Here is a 12425-nt window from a genome sequence, read left to right on the forward strand (position 1 = left end):
GGTAAGGTACGGGTTTCATTACTAAGGTATTACAATATGAAAAAAAGCTTAAACCAAAGGTAAAATCGAACTGAATGCATACCTTATTGAGCTAATAGTAAAGGCTGTCGTTGATGCTATCCGACAGCCTTTATAATCTTCTCCTCATCATGTATGCCAGCATTTCTTATCCTTTTCTTTCATTACGATAATACTCATGAAAAACCTTCATTAAAGCCCTTTTTTCGATACGTGATACATAACTTCTGGATATGTTTAACTTCTTCGCGATTTCTCTTTGCGTCATTTCCTTTTTATCATTCAATCCATAGCGATAAATGATTACTTCTTTTTCGCGTTTATCTAGAATGGAAAAATAATCCTGCATTTTTTCAATTTCCATATTTAATTGGATGTATTCAATGACATTTTCGTTTTCTGCTTGTAAAATGTCAATAAGGCTAATCTCGTTACCTTCTTTATCCTGACCGATAGGATCATGTAATGAAACGTCTTTCTTCACTTTTTTTAAGGCTCTTAAATGCATCAGTATTTCGTTCTCGATACAACGAGCCGCATACGTAGCGAGCTTGGTACCTTTCCCAACAGAGAAGCTCTCAATCCCCTTAATTAATCCAATTGTACCAATTGAGATTAAATCTTCCATATCCTCACCAGTGTTTTCGAACTTTTTTACTATATGGGCAACAAGTCTTAAATTATGTTCAATTAACTTGTTTCTAGCTTCTTCACTACCATTTTGCATTTCTTCGATATACTTGGCTTCTTCCTCTGAGGATAATGGCTGTGGAAAAGCATGGTTTTTTACATAGGAAACAAAGAATAGAGCTTCCTTTATTAGCAATGCAAGGACACTCAATATTCCGGACAAACACATACACCTCCTGACCAGGCTGGGCTATAGCCTATATAAACACAGTATGTCGTTAGAGCGTGTCTTGTGTCTGTCCATTTAAACAAATACAAGCAAAAAAATAAGGACGCCTTAAAGGGAGAACATCCCATTTAAAGCGTCCTATTTTATGATTGACGTTTTCGGATAGCTTCTTCAAATGCATCGGTACGATTTTTCGTAACGGGTTTAACACCACTAATGTGTGCAGCCCGACCAATCATATGTGATGAAACCGGAGCGGTTATTAAAATAAATAATATACCGAGTAACAGTTTCCCACTTACGATGTCTTCTTTGACTAATAGGTACAGGAAGGCAGCCAATATGATGCTGGATACTCCCAGCGTGGAAGCCTTCGTTGCCGCGTGTAGTCTTGTGAAGATGTCTGGGAAACGTATAATTCCAATAGATGCAGATAATGTTACAAATGCACCAATCAGTAATAATAAGCTAACAACAATATTTACAATTAATTCAATCCATGTCCCTGTCAATAATAACACCCTTTTCTACATATTTTGCCGTAGCAAGTGTACCAAGGAATCCAAGAATTCCAACGAGTAAAACCACGTCGTTTAAATATGGAGTAGAAAGGTGAATGGCTACAAGACCTGTCAATGCCATGAGATTTATTCCAATTGTATCTAAACTAACGGCACGATCTGGGTTAGTAGGCCCTTTAAACGTACGATAGAGGAGTAGTACTAGTGAAATTCCAATAGCAATTGAACAAACAATAATGGTATATTCAAGTATTAATTCTGTTACTTTTATAGCCTCTTCCATCTATCTTGTCACCTCCAGGATAGCTTTCTCGAAACTTTCCTTTATTTCCTTAACTGATTTATCTACTTCATCAATATCCATCGCATGAATATACAATATGTCATTTTCATCTGACACAGCAACAGATAGGGTACCAGGTGTTAAGGAAATTAGATGAGCTAAAATGGTAATTTCCCAATTGCTTTTCACCTCTAATGGTAGTGCAAAGATTCCTGGTTCTATTTCTGGTTTAGGTGTATAAACCAGTTTAAGGATACCGAGGTTTGATAAGAATAACTCTTTCACAAAAAGAAGGAGAAGCTTTACTATCTTTACGACCCGTATTCCATAAAATCGACCAGGTATAAAACGATTTAGCAAGAGTACTAAAAGAATACCCCAAATATATCCAGCAATAAAGCTTGCTAAAGTATACGATTCACTAAGGAACATCCACATGATGGCAATAATTAAGTTAATAATAATTTGAAATGGCATAATCCATTACTCCTTCAACACAGAATCAATATAAATTTGGGGATCTAATAAATACTCCGCTATGCCTTCAATAGAAGGATAGACAAACTCAGCTCCGATACCAAGAAAGACGGAGATAGCTAATAAACCAACAATTGGTAAGATTAATCCTAATGAAGGCTTCTTCGTATAGGTTTTCGTTTCATCTTTTTCTCCCCAGAATCCTCGAATGAAAATTTTCATGACAGAGTATAGGATAAGTAGACTGGATAATAGCGCTATTAAGGTTATCGCAATTTCATCAGCCGATAGGGCACCCCTTAGTAGTAATAGCTTTCCGATAAAACCACTAAATGGTGGAATACCCGCAAGGATAAATGCTGCGATAAATAGTAACCATCCTAATAAAGGATAATGATGGATTAATCCACCCATTTTCTTCAAGTCAGATGTTCCAGCTACATAGGCAATAACTCCAACCAGTAAAAATAGCGCTGATTTTATAATCATATCGTGAACCAAATAATAAATGGAGCCACTTAACGCATCGAGATTAAAAATACCTAATCCCATAATGATAAATCCTATAGCAGGGATAATATTATAACTAATGATTAGTTTAATATTATTTGTTGAAAGGGCACCAATTACTCCAAATACCATGGATAACCCTGCAATCCAGATGAATGCCTCATGTGTAATTTCCGTTCGATGGATGAAAATTAATGAGAACACGCGTAGGATGGAATAGATACCTACTTTAGTTAATAGGGCACCAAATAAAGCAGATACGACCGGATTTGGTACGATATATGGCCTTGGCAACCAATAATATAGCGGGAATAGTGCTGCTTTCGTACCAAATACGAAGAACAGGAGAACCGCAATGGTTGTTAAGATTCCAGTCTGTTCGACTTCTGCAACACGCTCTGCAATTTGAGCCATATTAATGGTTCCTACAGCTCCATATAATAGAGCAATTGCAGTTACAAATAGCATGGAAGAGAACAAGTTAATTAAAACATACTTGATAGATTCTCTTAATTGAACTTTATCGCCACCTAGTACGATTAGGGCATAGGAAGCCATCAGTAATACTTCAAAAAATACAAATAGGTTAAATAAATCACCTGTGAGAAACGCACCAGTTACACCAGCAATAAGCATAAAGTAAAACGTATAGAAATAATGTGTTTCTTGTCTTAAAGATAAAGAGTTTGGCGCGTAAAATACCGCTGCTGTTGCGATGATATTCGTTGTTAGAACGAGTAGAATGGAAAGCTTATCTGCCACTAATATAATTCCGTATGGTGCTATCCAACCACCCGTCTCTAAAATTATTGCACCATCAGTAAATACAGTATAGGCAACAAACATCGCGACTGCTAAGCCAATTAAAGTAAAGAGCTTTGTTAAAAGTCGAGTTGTCTTCACATGTGAGTTAGTAAATGCCACAATGACACCTGAGATTGCCGGGATGATTAGCGGTAATATAGCTAAATTACTCATTCGATTCACCCCTCATTTCTTCCATATTGTCTGTTTTGTTTTCTTGAGCTGTTCGGTAAGCTAGAACAAGTAAAAGACTAGTAATACCAAAGCTAATTACGATCGAAGTTAAGATCAATGCTTGTGGTAAAGGGTCAGTATAGTTTACTACCGCATCATCTAGTATTGGAGGCTGACCTCGTTTTAATTTCCCCATCGTCAAAATAACTAGATGAGCACCATGGGATAATAGAACAGTCCCAATGATTATGCGTAATAACTGCTTTTGTAATAGGTTATAAACAGCTGTTGCAAATAAAATCCCAGCTAGTATTAGAATGATATATTCCATTTACTCAGCCTCCTTATTTCTGAGTTTAATGAGGCCATAGATGGCTAAAGCAGCAATACCTAATACTGCGATTTCAAACAGTGTATCGAGTCCACGCATATCCACAAGAATAACGTTTACGATATTGTGTCCGCCACCGAGTTTATATGCGGTTTCTACAAAGTAATCCGAAATCTTATTAAACCAATCTGCACTATGGGCTGCAAATCCTGTAAGTGTAACTAAAAGTCCCATACCTACAGCAATAATGGTATTGGTAGTGGATGTCTGCAATGTTTCCTCTCTTTTTCTTAGCTCAGGTAAATGATAGTAAGCGAGTAAGAAAAGAGCCATCGATACAGTTTCTACTACTAATTGCGTTAAAGCTAAGTCTGGAGCACGGAAGATGACAAACAAAATAGAAATTCCAAAGCCAACAATACCTGTAATGATAATTAGTGCGAGTTTATTATTAACAAAAATTGTCGCCAATGCAGCTAATACCATGATGATTACTACGGCAATATCAACTACGGAAACTTCTGCTAAATCTTCAAAGCTAATATTGCTTAGACCACCAGTTGTTAACATGATAGTAAATGTTGCCACTATGATAGCTACTAAGATGATGGACATGTATAGCTTAATTGATCCAGTCATATAAGCATTGGTGACACGGGCTGAAACATCGTCTATTTTCTGAATTAACTTGTCATACACTTTATTAAAACTTAATTTACCAGGTAAGACATGATAAATGTTGCTCCATTTTTTACGAGTTAAGAATAGGACAACACCTAGTCCAACTACTATAAGAGACATTTGGAATGCTATCGAATCAAAACCATGCCAATAGTGAACATGATAAGGTTCCATCGGGCTATTCATTATTCCGCCTGTTGCGTGTACTAGTAATGAACTGTTCGCAATATTAGGGAATAAACCAATAATGATAACACCTAGGATGAGGATTAATGGTGAAATAAGCATACCAATTGGTGCCTCATGTGGCTTCTTTTTAAGTAAATCGAATTTTTTTGGCCCCGTAAAAACGCCAAAGAAAAGATACATGGAATATACAAAAGTAAAAATACTTCCAAACACGGCAAGGTAAGGAATAGCAGTTGAAAGGAAGCTGGCTAATCCATTTGCCTGATCACTTAATTTCGTTGTTGCCTCAAAGAATAATTCTTTACTATAGAAGCCGTTTAAGAACGGAAAGGGAACCCCAGCCATTGAGAAGGTACCAAAGACAGCTAACGTACCGGATATTGGCATAATCGTAAATAAACCACCAAGTTTACGTATGTCTCTGGTTCCAGTTTCATGGTCAATGATCCCAGCAATCATAAAGAGGCTTCCTTTAAATGTAGCATGGTTTAAAATATGGAATACAGCAGCGAATATTGCAGCCTCTGTTCCAAATCCAAGCATAGCCATAATCATACCTAATTGACTTATGGTAGAAAATGCAAGTATACCTTTCAAGTCAGTCTGTCGTACTGCCATATAGGATCCCCATACCAATGTAACAATTCCGACTAAACTAACGGTAATATAGAACCATTCAAATGCTACGAAAATAGGTAAGAATCTTGCTACGAGATAAATACCCGCTTTAACCATGGTAGCGGAGTGTAAGTAAGCACTAACTGGTGTAGGTGCCTCCATCGCATCTGGTAACCAAATATGAAATGGAAATTGTGCAGATTTAGTAAATGCACCTAACAGAATTAATCCTAAAATTAAAGGCAAATAATTGTTGTTAATAATCAAATCTACTTGATCAATCATCCCACGGATACTTGTAGTTCCGGTAATGACGGATAATAATATAAGTCCACCTAGCATGCTTAGCCCACCAAATACGGTGATAAGCATCGATTTTTGTGCCCCATAACGTGAACGTTCTCGATGATGCCAATATCCAATTAATAAGAATGAAGATATTGAGGTTAGTTCCCAAAAGGAATATAGAACAAACACATTATCAGACAACACAACGCCTAGCATTGCTGACATGAACATAAGTAGATAAACATAGAAATGAGCTAATCTTTCTGAGACATGCAGGTAATAAATGGAATAGAATACCACAAGTGTACCAATCCCACTAATAAGCAGTACAAAAAGCAAGCTAAGTCCATCTAAATAAAAATCAAAATTTATACCAAGGGAAGGAATCCAGTTATATGTATGACGTACTGGAGAAAAGTCATTACCTATAAAACGAACAAAGTAAAGGAAGATTCCTAAGGGGATAAGTAATACAAATATACCTGTATGAACTTTATTCTTCACCTTACTTAAAAGTGGAACTAATAAAGCAAATACAAGGGGTATTAAAACTGCAAATATCATCTACGAATTGACCTCCTATTTTTTTATCGATTATCCCAAACATAAGACGAGTAGATTACTCTTATTTTGGGTTAGCTTCTAACTTATCATTTACGTTAAATTTATTTTAATATATAACTGATAAAGTCACAAAGCGATATAACGTTACATATAACAGAAAGCTTACCATACTTTTAACCGAGAAAAAAATAAAATACCCCTAACATTCACAATAATGTCAAGGGTTATAAAATCTCTTCCTATATATATAATCATTTAATACTGTCGATTTTTTTAACTGCTATATTTTATTTTGTGACTTAAACCTCGGCGATATATTTCATCTTCTATAAGCGAAACAAAATCAGGGCTTAATTTTAATTCATTTGCTTTATGATACGACTCGATTAACAATTCATCTGACAAATGTTCCATAATCGTAGCCCTCCTATATTGAACAAGTTCTTTTTATTAAGACGGTTTACTAGAAGATTGTTGCATTTTGTGGAATTAGGATTGAGTGGGAGCCATATGGATATAGCTTTTTTCAACAATCTTTACTATAGTAGCGGTCTTAAATATCTACTAGATTTATGATAGATATAACGTAACACGAAAAATAATCAAGGACAAGATGCTAGTTATCTACATGGAGCTGTAGATAACTTGTGTATAAAGGTTGAAAACTACACGTAAACACTTGATTCTATACTGTTGATAATGTGAATATAGTTATCCACAATGCGAGAAATGCGAGAATTTGTCGAACGATTTTTGCATTTTTAATCGCTATTTTACATATTTCTACCTTCTGTAACATATCTATGGTATTTTAGTATGCATAGGTTTTTATTTATATTATGTATAATAACCAAAAAGACTTTTGTATAAACATCGAATAGGTTAGTATATAAGTCGATAGATTTTGTAAACAAAGAGGTGTAAGTATTGTTAAAGCGGTTTCTACCAAACGAACATGTAAAAAGTATATTTGAAATTAAACCTAGTGACCTTCATGATAAAGGGATAAAGGGAGTAATTACAGATTTAGATAATACATTGGTAGCATGGGATGTAAAGAATGCTAGTCCCGAGGTTGTAGAATGGTTTAAACTAATGAAGGACCATGGCATTAAAGTAACTATCATATCCAATAATAAGGAAGAAAGAGTAAAAATGTTTTCAGAACCACTTGGTACACCATTTGTTTTTAGTGCTAGAAAACCATTAACTAGAGCATTTAAGACTGCTGCACAGCAAATGGAATTAAAAAAAGAAGAGATAGTTGTCATAGGTGATCAATTATTAACCGATGTACTAGGTGGTAATTCAGCAGGTTTTTACACAATCCTTGTTGTTCCGATTGTTCAAACCGATGAAAAGATAACGCAATTTAATCGCAGAATTGAACGGAAAATAATGAACTACTTTCGTAAAAAAGGTATGATTAGCTGGGAGGAATAAAAATGGAACAAATCCATTGCATAGGATGCGGTGTAGAAATCCAAACAGAAGACCCAAAAGGTTTAGGGTATACACCAAAATCATCGCTAGAAAAAGAAAATATACTTTGTAAAAGGTGTTTTCGTTTAAAGCATTACAATGAAATACAAGACGTATCCATTCACGATGACGATTTTCTCAGAATGGTTAGTTCGATTCGTGATAAAAAGGGACTTGTAGTCCATATTATCGATATTTTTGATGTGAATGGAACAATGATTAAGAGTTTACCTAGGATTGTTGGGAATAATCCTATTATTTTAGTTGGGAATAAAATGGATTTATTGCCAAAATCTACAAATCAGAATAAACTGATACAATGGTTACGATCATCTGCTAAAGAACTTGGTCTAAAAGTAAAGGATGTTTTCTTGATCTCATCAGTTAAAGGCTATGGGATGGATGAATTAACGGATCAAATTGAAGAGTACCGTAATCAACAAGATGTTTATATTGTTGGTACGACAAATGTTGGAAAATCAACATTCATTAATCGATTAATCAAACAATCCGTAGGGGAGAGTGACGTCATTACGACATCCTATTTTCCAGGAACTACACTCGGGTTTATTGAGATTCCTTTAGATGATGATTCTGCTCTTATTGATACTCCTGGAATAGTTAATCATGAGCAAATTGCGCATTACGTATCAGATCAGGATCTAAAGGTAATTACTCCGTCTAAAGAAATTAAACCAAGAGTATATCAGTTGAATTCGGAACAAACACTATTCTTCGGTGGTTTAGCCCGACTTGATTTTATTAAGGGAGATAGACAATCTTTCGTCTGTTACTTTTCCAATAATCTACCAATCCATCGGACTAAGCTAGAAAAAGCAGATGAATTATATGAAAGTCATCTTGGAGAGTTATTATCTCCTCCAGATGAAGAATCGATGAAATTGCTACCACCATTAACAACAAGTTCATATCGTTTAAATGGTGAGAAGACAGATATTGTATTTCCTGGATTAGGCTGGGTAACGGTAAGTGGAGCATGTACGATTGTGACGCATAGTCCAAAAGAAGTAGCTGTATCGTTGAGGAAATCCTTGATATAGGAGGAGTCTAAGTGGCGTATCAACTTGGGTTAATTGGGTATCCAATCAAACATTCCTTGTCTCCTTGGATACATAAACAATTCCTAGAGGAAGCGAATATACAAGGAAACTATTCGATATTTGAAGTTAGAGAAGATGATTTAACAGAACTTGTACAAACTATAAAGGAAAAAAGTGTTACAGGATTTAATGTTACATTTCCATATAAACAAAAAATAATTCCTTTATTAGATGACTTAGACCCAAGTGCGAAACATATTGGTGCAGTTAATACGGTTTTAAATAAAGAAGGTCGTTTAATCGGATATAACACAGATGGAATTGGTTACCTGCGTTCGTTAGAGCAAAGCTTTCCAGGCTTAACCAATAACAAACAGGTAAACATCCTGATTATTGGTGCAGGAGGCGCTGCACGAGGAATATACAATGCCCTACATCAAGCAGGATATTCGTCGATTACTATTGCGAACCGAACCATTGAAAAAGCAAAGGGAATAGCTCAAAATCCAAAGTCAGCCATTTTAACCTTAGATCAAGCTGAGGAAAATATAGCTACCTTTGACCTAATGATTCAAACGACTAATGTTGGGATGAAACCTAATCAGGATGATTCGCCAATAAAAATAGATGGAATGAAATCATCTACTATTGTAAGTGATATCATCTATCAACCGATTTGGACTACTTTATTACGCGAAGCCAAAGAGAAAGGTGCTCAAATCCATCAAGGACATTCCATGCTGTTATATCAAGCACAATATGCTTTTGAAATTTGGTTTGGGCTAACACCATCACTTGGAAATATGAACAGTCAATTAAAACGAATACTAGAAGGGTGATAACATGCTAACAGGTAAACAAAAGAGATTTCTTCGATCAAAGGCACATCATTTAAGACCTATTTTTCAAGTTGGTAAAATAGGGGTTAATGAGAATATGATCGTACAAGTAAATGAAGCTCTAGAAAAAAGAGAATTAATTAAGATTACGATTTTGCAAAATTGTTTAGATGATAAAGAAACCGTAGCGGAAGAATTAGAGGCAGGAACAGGTGCAGAAATTGTCCAAATTATAGGTAATAACATTGTTCTGTATAAAGAATCGAAAGAGAACAAAGAAATCGTATTACCTTCATCTTCGGACTGACATTAGCGTTTTTTTTGGTATGTAGAGTTTTCTGTACTTTTTAGAAGGAGTATGTTTAGATGAATAAAAATGATGCGATTGCATTTGTTGAGCCACATTTAACAAAGCAGAGATTTGAGCATACATTACGTGTAGCTAGCACTGCTGTATCCTTGGCGAAGAAATATAATGTTTCTCCTGAGAAGGCCGAGCTTGCTTCTATTTTTCATGATTATTGCAAATATCGCGCAATGGATGAAATGAAAAGAATAATTGCAGCAAGTAATTTACCAAAGGACCTACTCCTCTATCATCATGAGCTTTGGCATGGGCCAGTCGCATCCATTAAGATAGAAGAGGAATTCGGGATAACAGATCATGAGGTAAAATCAGCTATTTATTATCATACTACTGGAAAAGCCAATATGAGCAAATTAGAACTTATTGTATTTATTGCAGATTATATTGAGCCTGGAAGAAGCTTCCCGGGACTAGATAAAGTAAGAGAGATGGCACAAAACGATTTGATTAAAGCCGGGTGGATGGTATCGCGAAATACAATAAAATATTTGATGGAAAAGGAAAATCGTATTTATCCTGACACATTTCATGCATATAATGATTTAACAAGACTTATAACTGGAGGTAATCATATTGAATAATAATCCTATGGAAATATTAAAGCTAGCAGCCGAAGCATGTGATGACAAACGAGCAGATGAGATTGTTGCGCTTGACTTAGCACAAGTATCCCTAGTCGCAGATTATTTCTTAATTTGCCATGGTACGAATGAAAGGCAAGTTCAATCCATTGCTAGAGCTGTAAAAGAAACAATGGAAGAGCATCAAATATCAGTGAAACGATTAGAAGGGTTTGAGCAAGCAAGATGGGTGTTGGTCGACCTGGGTGATGTTGTATGCCATGTTTTCCATAAGGATGAACGAAACTATTATAATTTGGAGCGATTATGGGGAGATGCTGCCCAAGTACCATTAGAGGTAGGACAGTAAGGGATGGCGTATCAATTAATGGCAAGCCTATATGATCAATTTATGGAAGATGCTCCATATGATCAGTGGGTGAAATATACGAAAACGATTATCGACAAGTTTGGTTTGAAAACACCAAATGTACTAGATTTAGGGTGTGGGACTGGTGAAATTACCGTTCAGCTGGCAGAGGAATATTCGATTACGGGTGTAGATTATTCTGCTGATATGCTAACAGTCGCAGACCAAAAAGCAAGTAATCACAATCAACAGATTCAACTAGTCCATCAAGATTTAAGAGAGCTGGAAGGACTTTATCATTTTGATTTAGCAATTAGTTACTGCGATGTAATCAATTATATGACAACCATGGAGGATGTTCAAAAGGTCTTTAACAATGTTTATCATTCCCTCAATGAACATGGCCTTTTTGTGTTTGATTTTCACTCTGTTCGTCATGTTGAAGAAGATTTAGTAGGGAATTCCTTTTCTGATGTAAAAGAGGATAGCGCGTATATTTGGACGTGTTATCCAGGAGATGAGGAAGGGGAGATGTTTCATGAGTTAACCTTCTTCACATCAGAAGGAGATTTATATACTAGATTTGATGAAGCACATCATCAAAAGACGTATTCGGTTGAGGTTTATCGTCGTTTACTAAAAAATGCAGGTTTTGAAATTTTGGCTGTTCATGGTGATTTTTCAATAGAAACAGATTTTTCTGAAAAAGAATCGGATCGAATATTTATTATAGCTCAAAAAAGGACCAGATAATTTATTTTTCTTGTCCTTTTCTTATTTTGCCAGAAAAATTTTCGTCTTGTATCATAGAAGGACAACTAGTAATGGGATGTGAATGTCTTGCTAGAATGGTTACGAAAAAACGTATTTGTAATCTTTATGGTAATAGGGATAATAGTTGTGTTCATTTTGTTTAATATGGGGGAGGAAGACTTGCCTACGGGTTTAGTTACAGTTGATGATTCATCAATTATAGAGGCTGAAGCCATTAATGAACCAAATTCTGGCCTGGTAGTCGTAGATATCAAAGGAGAGGTTCAAAATCCTGGTGTCTATGAAATCAAGGAGAGTTCCCGTGTTCGTGATGTTGTACTATTAGCAGGAGGTTTTACAAATTCTGCGGATCAAAATTTAATTAATCTTGCCCAAAAGGTGTTTGATGAAATGGTGATCCTTGTTCCTGAAATAGGACAAGAGGGTTCGGTTAATGTTGGCGAATCAGAAAGCGCAAAGATAAGAATAAACTATGCGACTGTCGAAGAAATCCAAAAACTACCAGGGATAGGACCGTCTAAAGCAAATGCAATTGTTGAGTATCGGGATGCGAATGGTTATTTTCAACAAGTAGAGGATTTACTAAGTGTGACAGGGATTGGTGAGAAGACATTAGAGGCAATCAAGGATGAGCTTCAAGTTCCTTAAGCGATTG

16 protein-coding genes are annotated in these 12425 nt (G+C 35.7%); 8 read left to right on the plus strand and 8 right to left on the minus strand.

The annotated features are described in order from the left end of the window. Nucleotides 1-166 precede the first annotated feature (166 nt). From sigK to sda, 8 genes are all read right to left on the minus strand, one after another. A complete protein-coding gene (gene sigK, locus KGF86_RS04690) occupies nucleotides 167-871 on the minus strand; it encodes an RNA polymerase sporulation sigma factor SigK (RefSeq protein WP_186871459.1) in 705 nt (234 codons plus the stop codon). 149 nt (nucleotides 872-1020) lie between these two features. Then, on the minus strand, nucleotides 1021-1389 hold the full coding sequence (mnhG, locus tag KGF86_RS04695) for a monovalent cation/H(+) antiporter subunit G (RefSeq protein WP_211741266.1): 369 nt from the start codon (nucleotides 1387-1389) through the stop codon (nucleotides 1021-1023). Further along, the gene (locus KGF86_RS04700) at nucleotides 1370-1681 is read right to left on the minus strand and encodes a Na(+)/H(+) antiporter subunit F1 (protein ID WP_186871461.1); all 312 of its coding nucleotides are present in this window, start codon (nucleotides 1679-1681) and stop codon (nucleotides 1370-1372) included. The genes mnhG and KGF86_RS04700 overlap by 20 nt, the downstream gene beginning before the upstream one ends. Beyond that, nucleotides 1682-2158, minus strand: coding sequence for a Na+/H+ antiporter subunit E (locus KGF86_RS04705; RefSeq protein WP_186871462.1), 477 nt, complete (start codon nucleotides 2156-2158; stop codon nucleotides 1682-1684). A gap of 6 nt (nucleotides 2159-2164) precedes the next feature. Next, nucleotides 2165-3646: a Na+/H+ antiporter subunit D gene (locus KGF86_RS04710; RefSeq protein ID WP_186871463.1), complete on the minus strand. Its 1482-nt coding sequence runs from the start codon at nucleotides 3644-3646 to the stop codon at nucleotides 2165-2167. Beyond that, on the minus strand, nucleotides 3639-3977 hold the full coding sequence (locus KGF86_RS04715) for a Na(+)/H(+) antiporter subunit C (protein ID WP_186871464.1): 339 nt from the start codon (nucleotides 3975-3977) through the stop codon (nucleotides 3639-3641). The genes KGF86_RS04710 and KGF86_RS04715 overlap by 8 nt, the downstream gene beginning before the upstream one ends. Continuing rightward, a complete protein-coding gene (locus tag KGF86_RS04720; protein WP_211741267.1) occupies nucleotides 3978-6317 on the minus strand; it encodes a Na+/H+ antiporter subunit A in 2340 nt (779 codons plus the stop codon). It lies immediately after the preceding gene. 273 nt (nucleotides 6318-6590) lie between these two features. Next, a complete protein-coding gene (gene sda, locus KGF86_RS04725; RefSeq protein WP_010094136.1) occupies nucleotides 6591-6731 on the minus strand; it encodes a sporulation histidine kinase inhibitor Sda in 141 nt (46 codons plus the stop codon). 513 nt (nucleotides 6732-7244) lie between these two features. Between sda and KGF86_RS04730 the strand changes: the two genes are divergently transcribed. The 8 genes from KGF86_RS04730 (at nucleotide 7245) to KGF86_RS04765 (ending at nucleotide 12418) form a co-directional block, all read left to right on the plus strand. Next, complete coding sequence (locus tag KGF86_RS04730; protein ID WP_186871466.1) at nucleotides 7245-7760, plus strand: YqeG family HAD IIIA-type phosphatase; 516 nt, start codon at nucleotides 7245-7247, stop codon at nucleotides 7758-7760. Between the two features lie 2 nt (nucleotides 7761-7762). Then, on the plus strand, nucleotides 7763-8860 hold the full coding sequence (gene yqeH / locus KGF86_RS04735; RefSeq protein WP_211741268.1) for a ribosome biogenesis GTPase YqeH: 1098 nt from the start codon (nucleotides 7763-7765) through the stop codon (nucleotides 8858-8860). 11 nt (nucleotides 8861-8871) lie between these two features. Next, on the plus strand, nucleotides 8872-9699 hold the full coding sequence (gene aroE / locus KGF86_RS04740) for a shikimate dehydrogenase (RefSeq protein ID WP_186871468.1): 828 nt from the start codon (nucleotides 8872-8874) through the stop codon (nucleotides 9697-9699). Between the two features lie 4 nt (nucleotides 9700-9703). Beyond that, nucleotides 9704-10006 carry a ribosome assembly RNA-binding protein YhbY gene (gene yhbY, locus KGF86_RS04745; RefSeq protein WP_186871469.1) on the plus strand — a complete coding sequence of 101 codons (303 nt, stop codon included), beginning with the start codon at nucleotides 9704-9706 and terminating at the stop codon, nucleotides 10004-10006. Nucleotides 10007-10065: 59 nt separating this feature from the next. Continuing rightward, nucleotides 10066-10647, plus strand: a complete 582-nt coding sequence (gene yqeK, locus KGF86_RS04750; RefSeq protein WP_186871470.1) for a bis(5'-nucleosyl)-tetraphosphatase (symmetrical) YqeK — start codon at nucleotides 10066-10068, stop codon at nucleotides 10645-10647. A 7-nt stretch (nucleotides 10648-10654) separates the two neighbouring features. Continuing rightward, a complete protein-coding gene (rsfS, locus tag KGF86_RS04755) occupies nucleotides 10655-10996 on the plus strand; it encodes a ribosome silencing factor (protein WP_186871486.1) in 342 nt (113 codons plus the stop codon). A 3-nt stretch (nucleotides 10997-10999) separates the two neighbouring features. Then, nucleotides 11000-11749, plus strand: coding sequence for a class I SAM-dependent DNA methyltransferase (locus KGF86_RS04760; RefSeq protein WP_186871471.1), 750 nt, complete (start codon nucleotides 11000-11002; stop codon nucleotides 11747-11749). A 78-nt stretch (nucleotides 11750-11827) separates the two neighbouring features. Beyond that, nucleotides 11828-12418: a helix-hairpin-helix domain-containing protein gene (locus tag KGF86_RS04765; protein ID WP_343221422.1), complete on the plus strand. Its 591-nt coding sequence runs from the start codon at nucleotides 11828-11830 to the stop codon at nucleotides 12416-12418. Nucleotides 12419-12425: the final 7 nt, after the last annotated feature.

Origin of the sequence: Ornithinibacillus massiliensis (genome assembly GCF_018310345.1) — a bacterium.
GTDB classification, from domain to species: domain Bacteria; phylum Bacillota; class Bacilli; order Bacillales; family Amphibacillaceae; genus Ornithinibacillus; species Ornithinibacillus massiliensis.

What these genes read in the sequence shown, in the direction of transcription:
- KGF86_RS04715 (WP_186871464.1), bottom strand. Translation starts at nt 3,977, where the DNA reads ATGGAATATATCATTCTAATACTAGCTGGGATTTTATTTGCAACAGCT.
- KGF86_RS04760 (WP_186871471.1), top strand. Translation starts at nt 11,000, where the DNA reads ATGGCGTATCAATTAATGGCAAGCCTATATGATCAATTTATGGAAGAT.
- yqeK (WP_186871470.1), top strand. Translation starts at nt 10,066, where the DNA reads ATGAATAAAAATGATGCGATTGCATTTGTTGAGCCACATTTAACAAAG.
- KGF86_RS04710 (WP_186871463.1), bottom strand. Translation starts at nt 3,646, where the DNA reads ATGAGTAATTTAGCTATATTACCGCTAATCATCCCGGCAATCTCAGGT.
- KGF86_RS04705 (WP_186871462.1), bottom strand. Translation starts at nt 2,158, where the DNA reads ATGCCATTTCAAATTATTATTAACTTAATTATTGCCATCATGTGGATG.
- KGF86_RS04720 (WP_211741267.1), bottom strand. Translation starts at nt 6,317, where the DNA reads ATGATATTTGCAGTTTTAATACCCCTTGTATTTGCTTTATTAGTTCCA.
- sda (WP_010094136.1), bottom strand. Translation starts at nt 6,731, where the DNA reads ATGGAACATTTGTCAGATGAATTGTTAATCGAGTCGTATCATAAAGCA.
- KGF86_RS04700 (WP_186871461.1), bottom strand. Translation starts at nt 1,681, where the DNA reads ATGGAAGAGGCTATAAAAGTAACAGAATTAATACTTGAATATACCATT.
- rsfS (WP_186871486.1), top strand. Translation starts at nt 10,655, where the DNA reads ATGGAAATATTAAAGCTAGCAGCCGAAGCATGTGATGACAAACGAGCA.
- yhbY (WP_186871469.1), top strand. Translation starts at nt 9,704, where the DNA reads ATGCTAACAGGTAAACAAAAGAGATTTCTTCGATCAAAGGCACATCAT.
- yqeH (WP_211741268.1), top strand. Translation starts at nt 7,763, where the DNA reads ATGGAACAAATCCATTGCATAGGATGCGGTGTAGAAATCCAAACAGAA.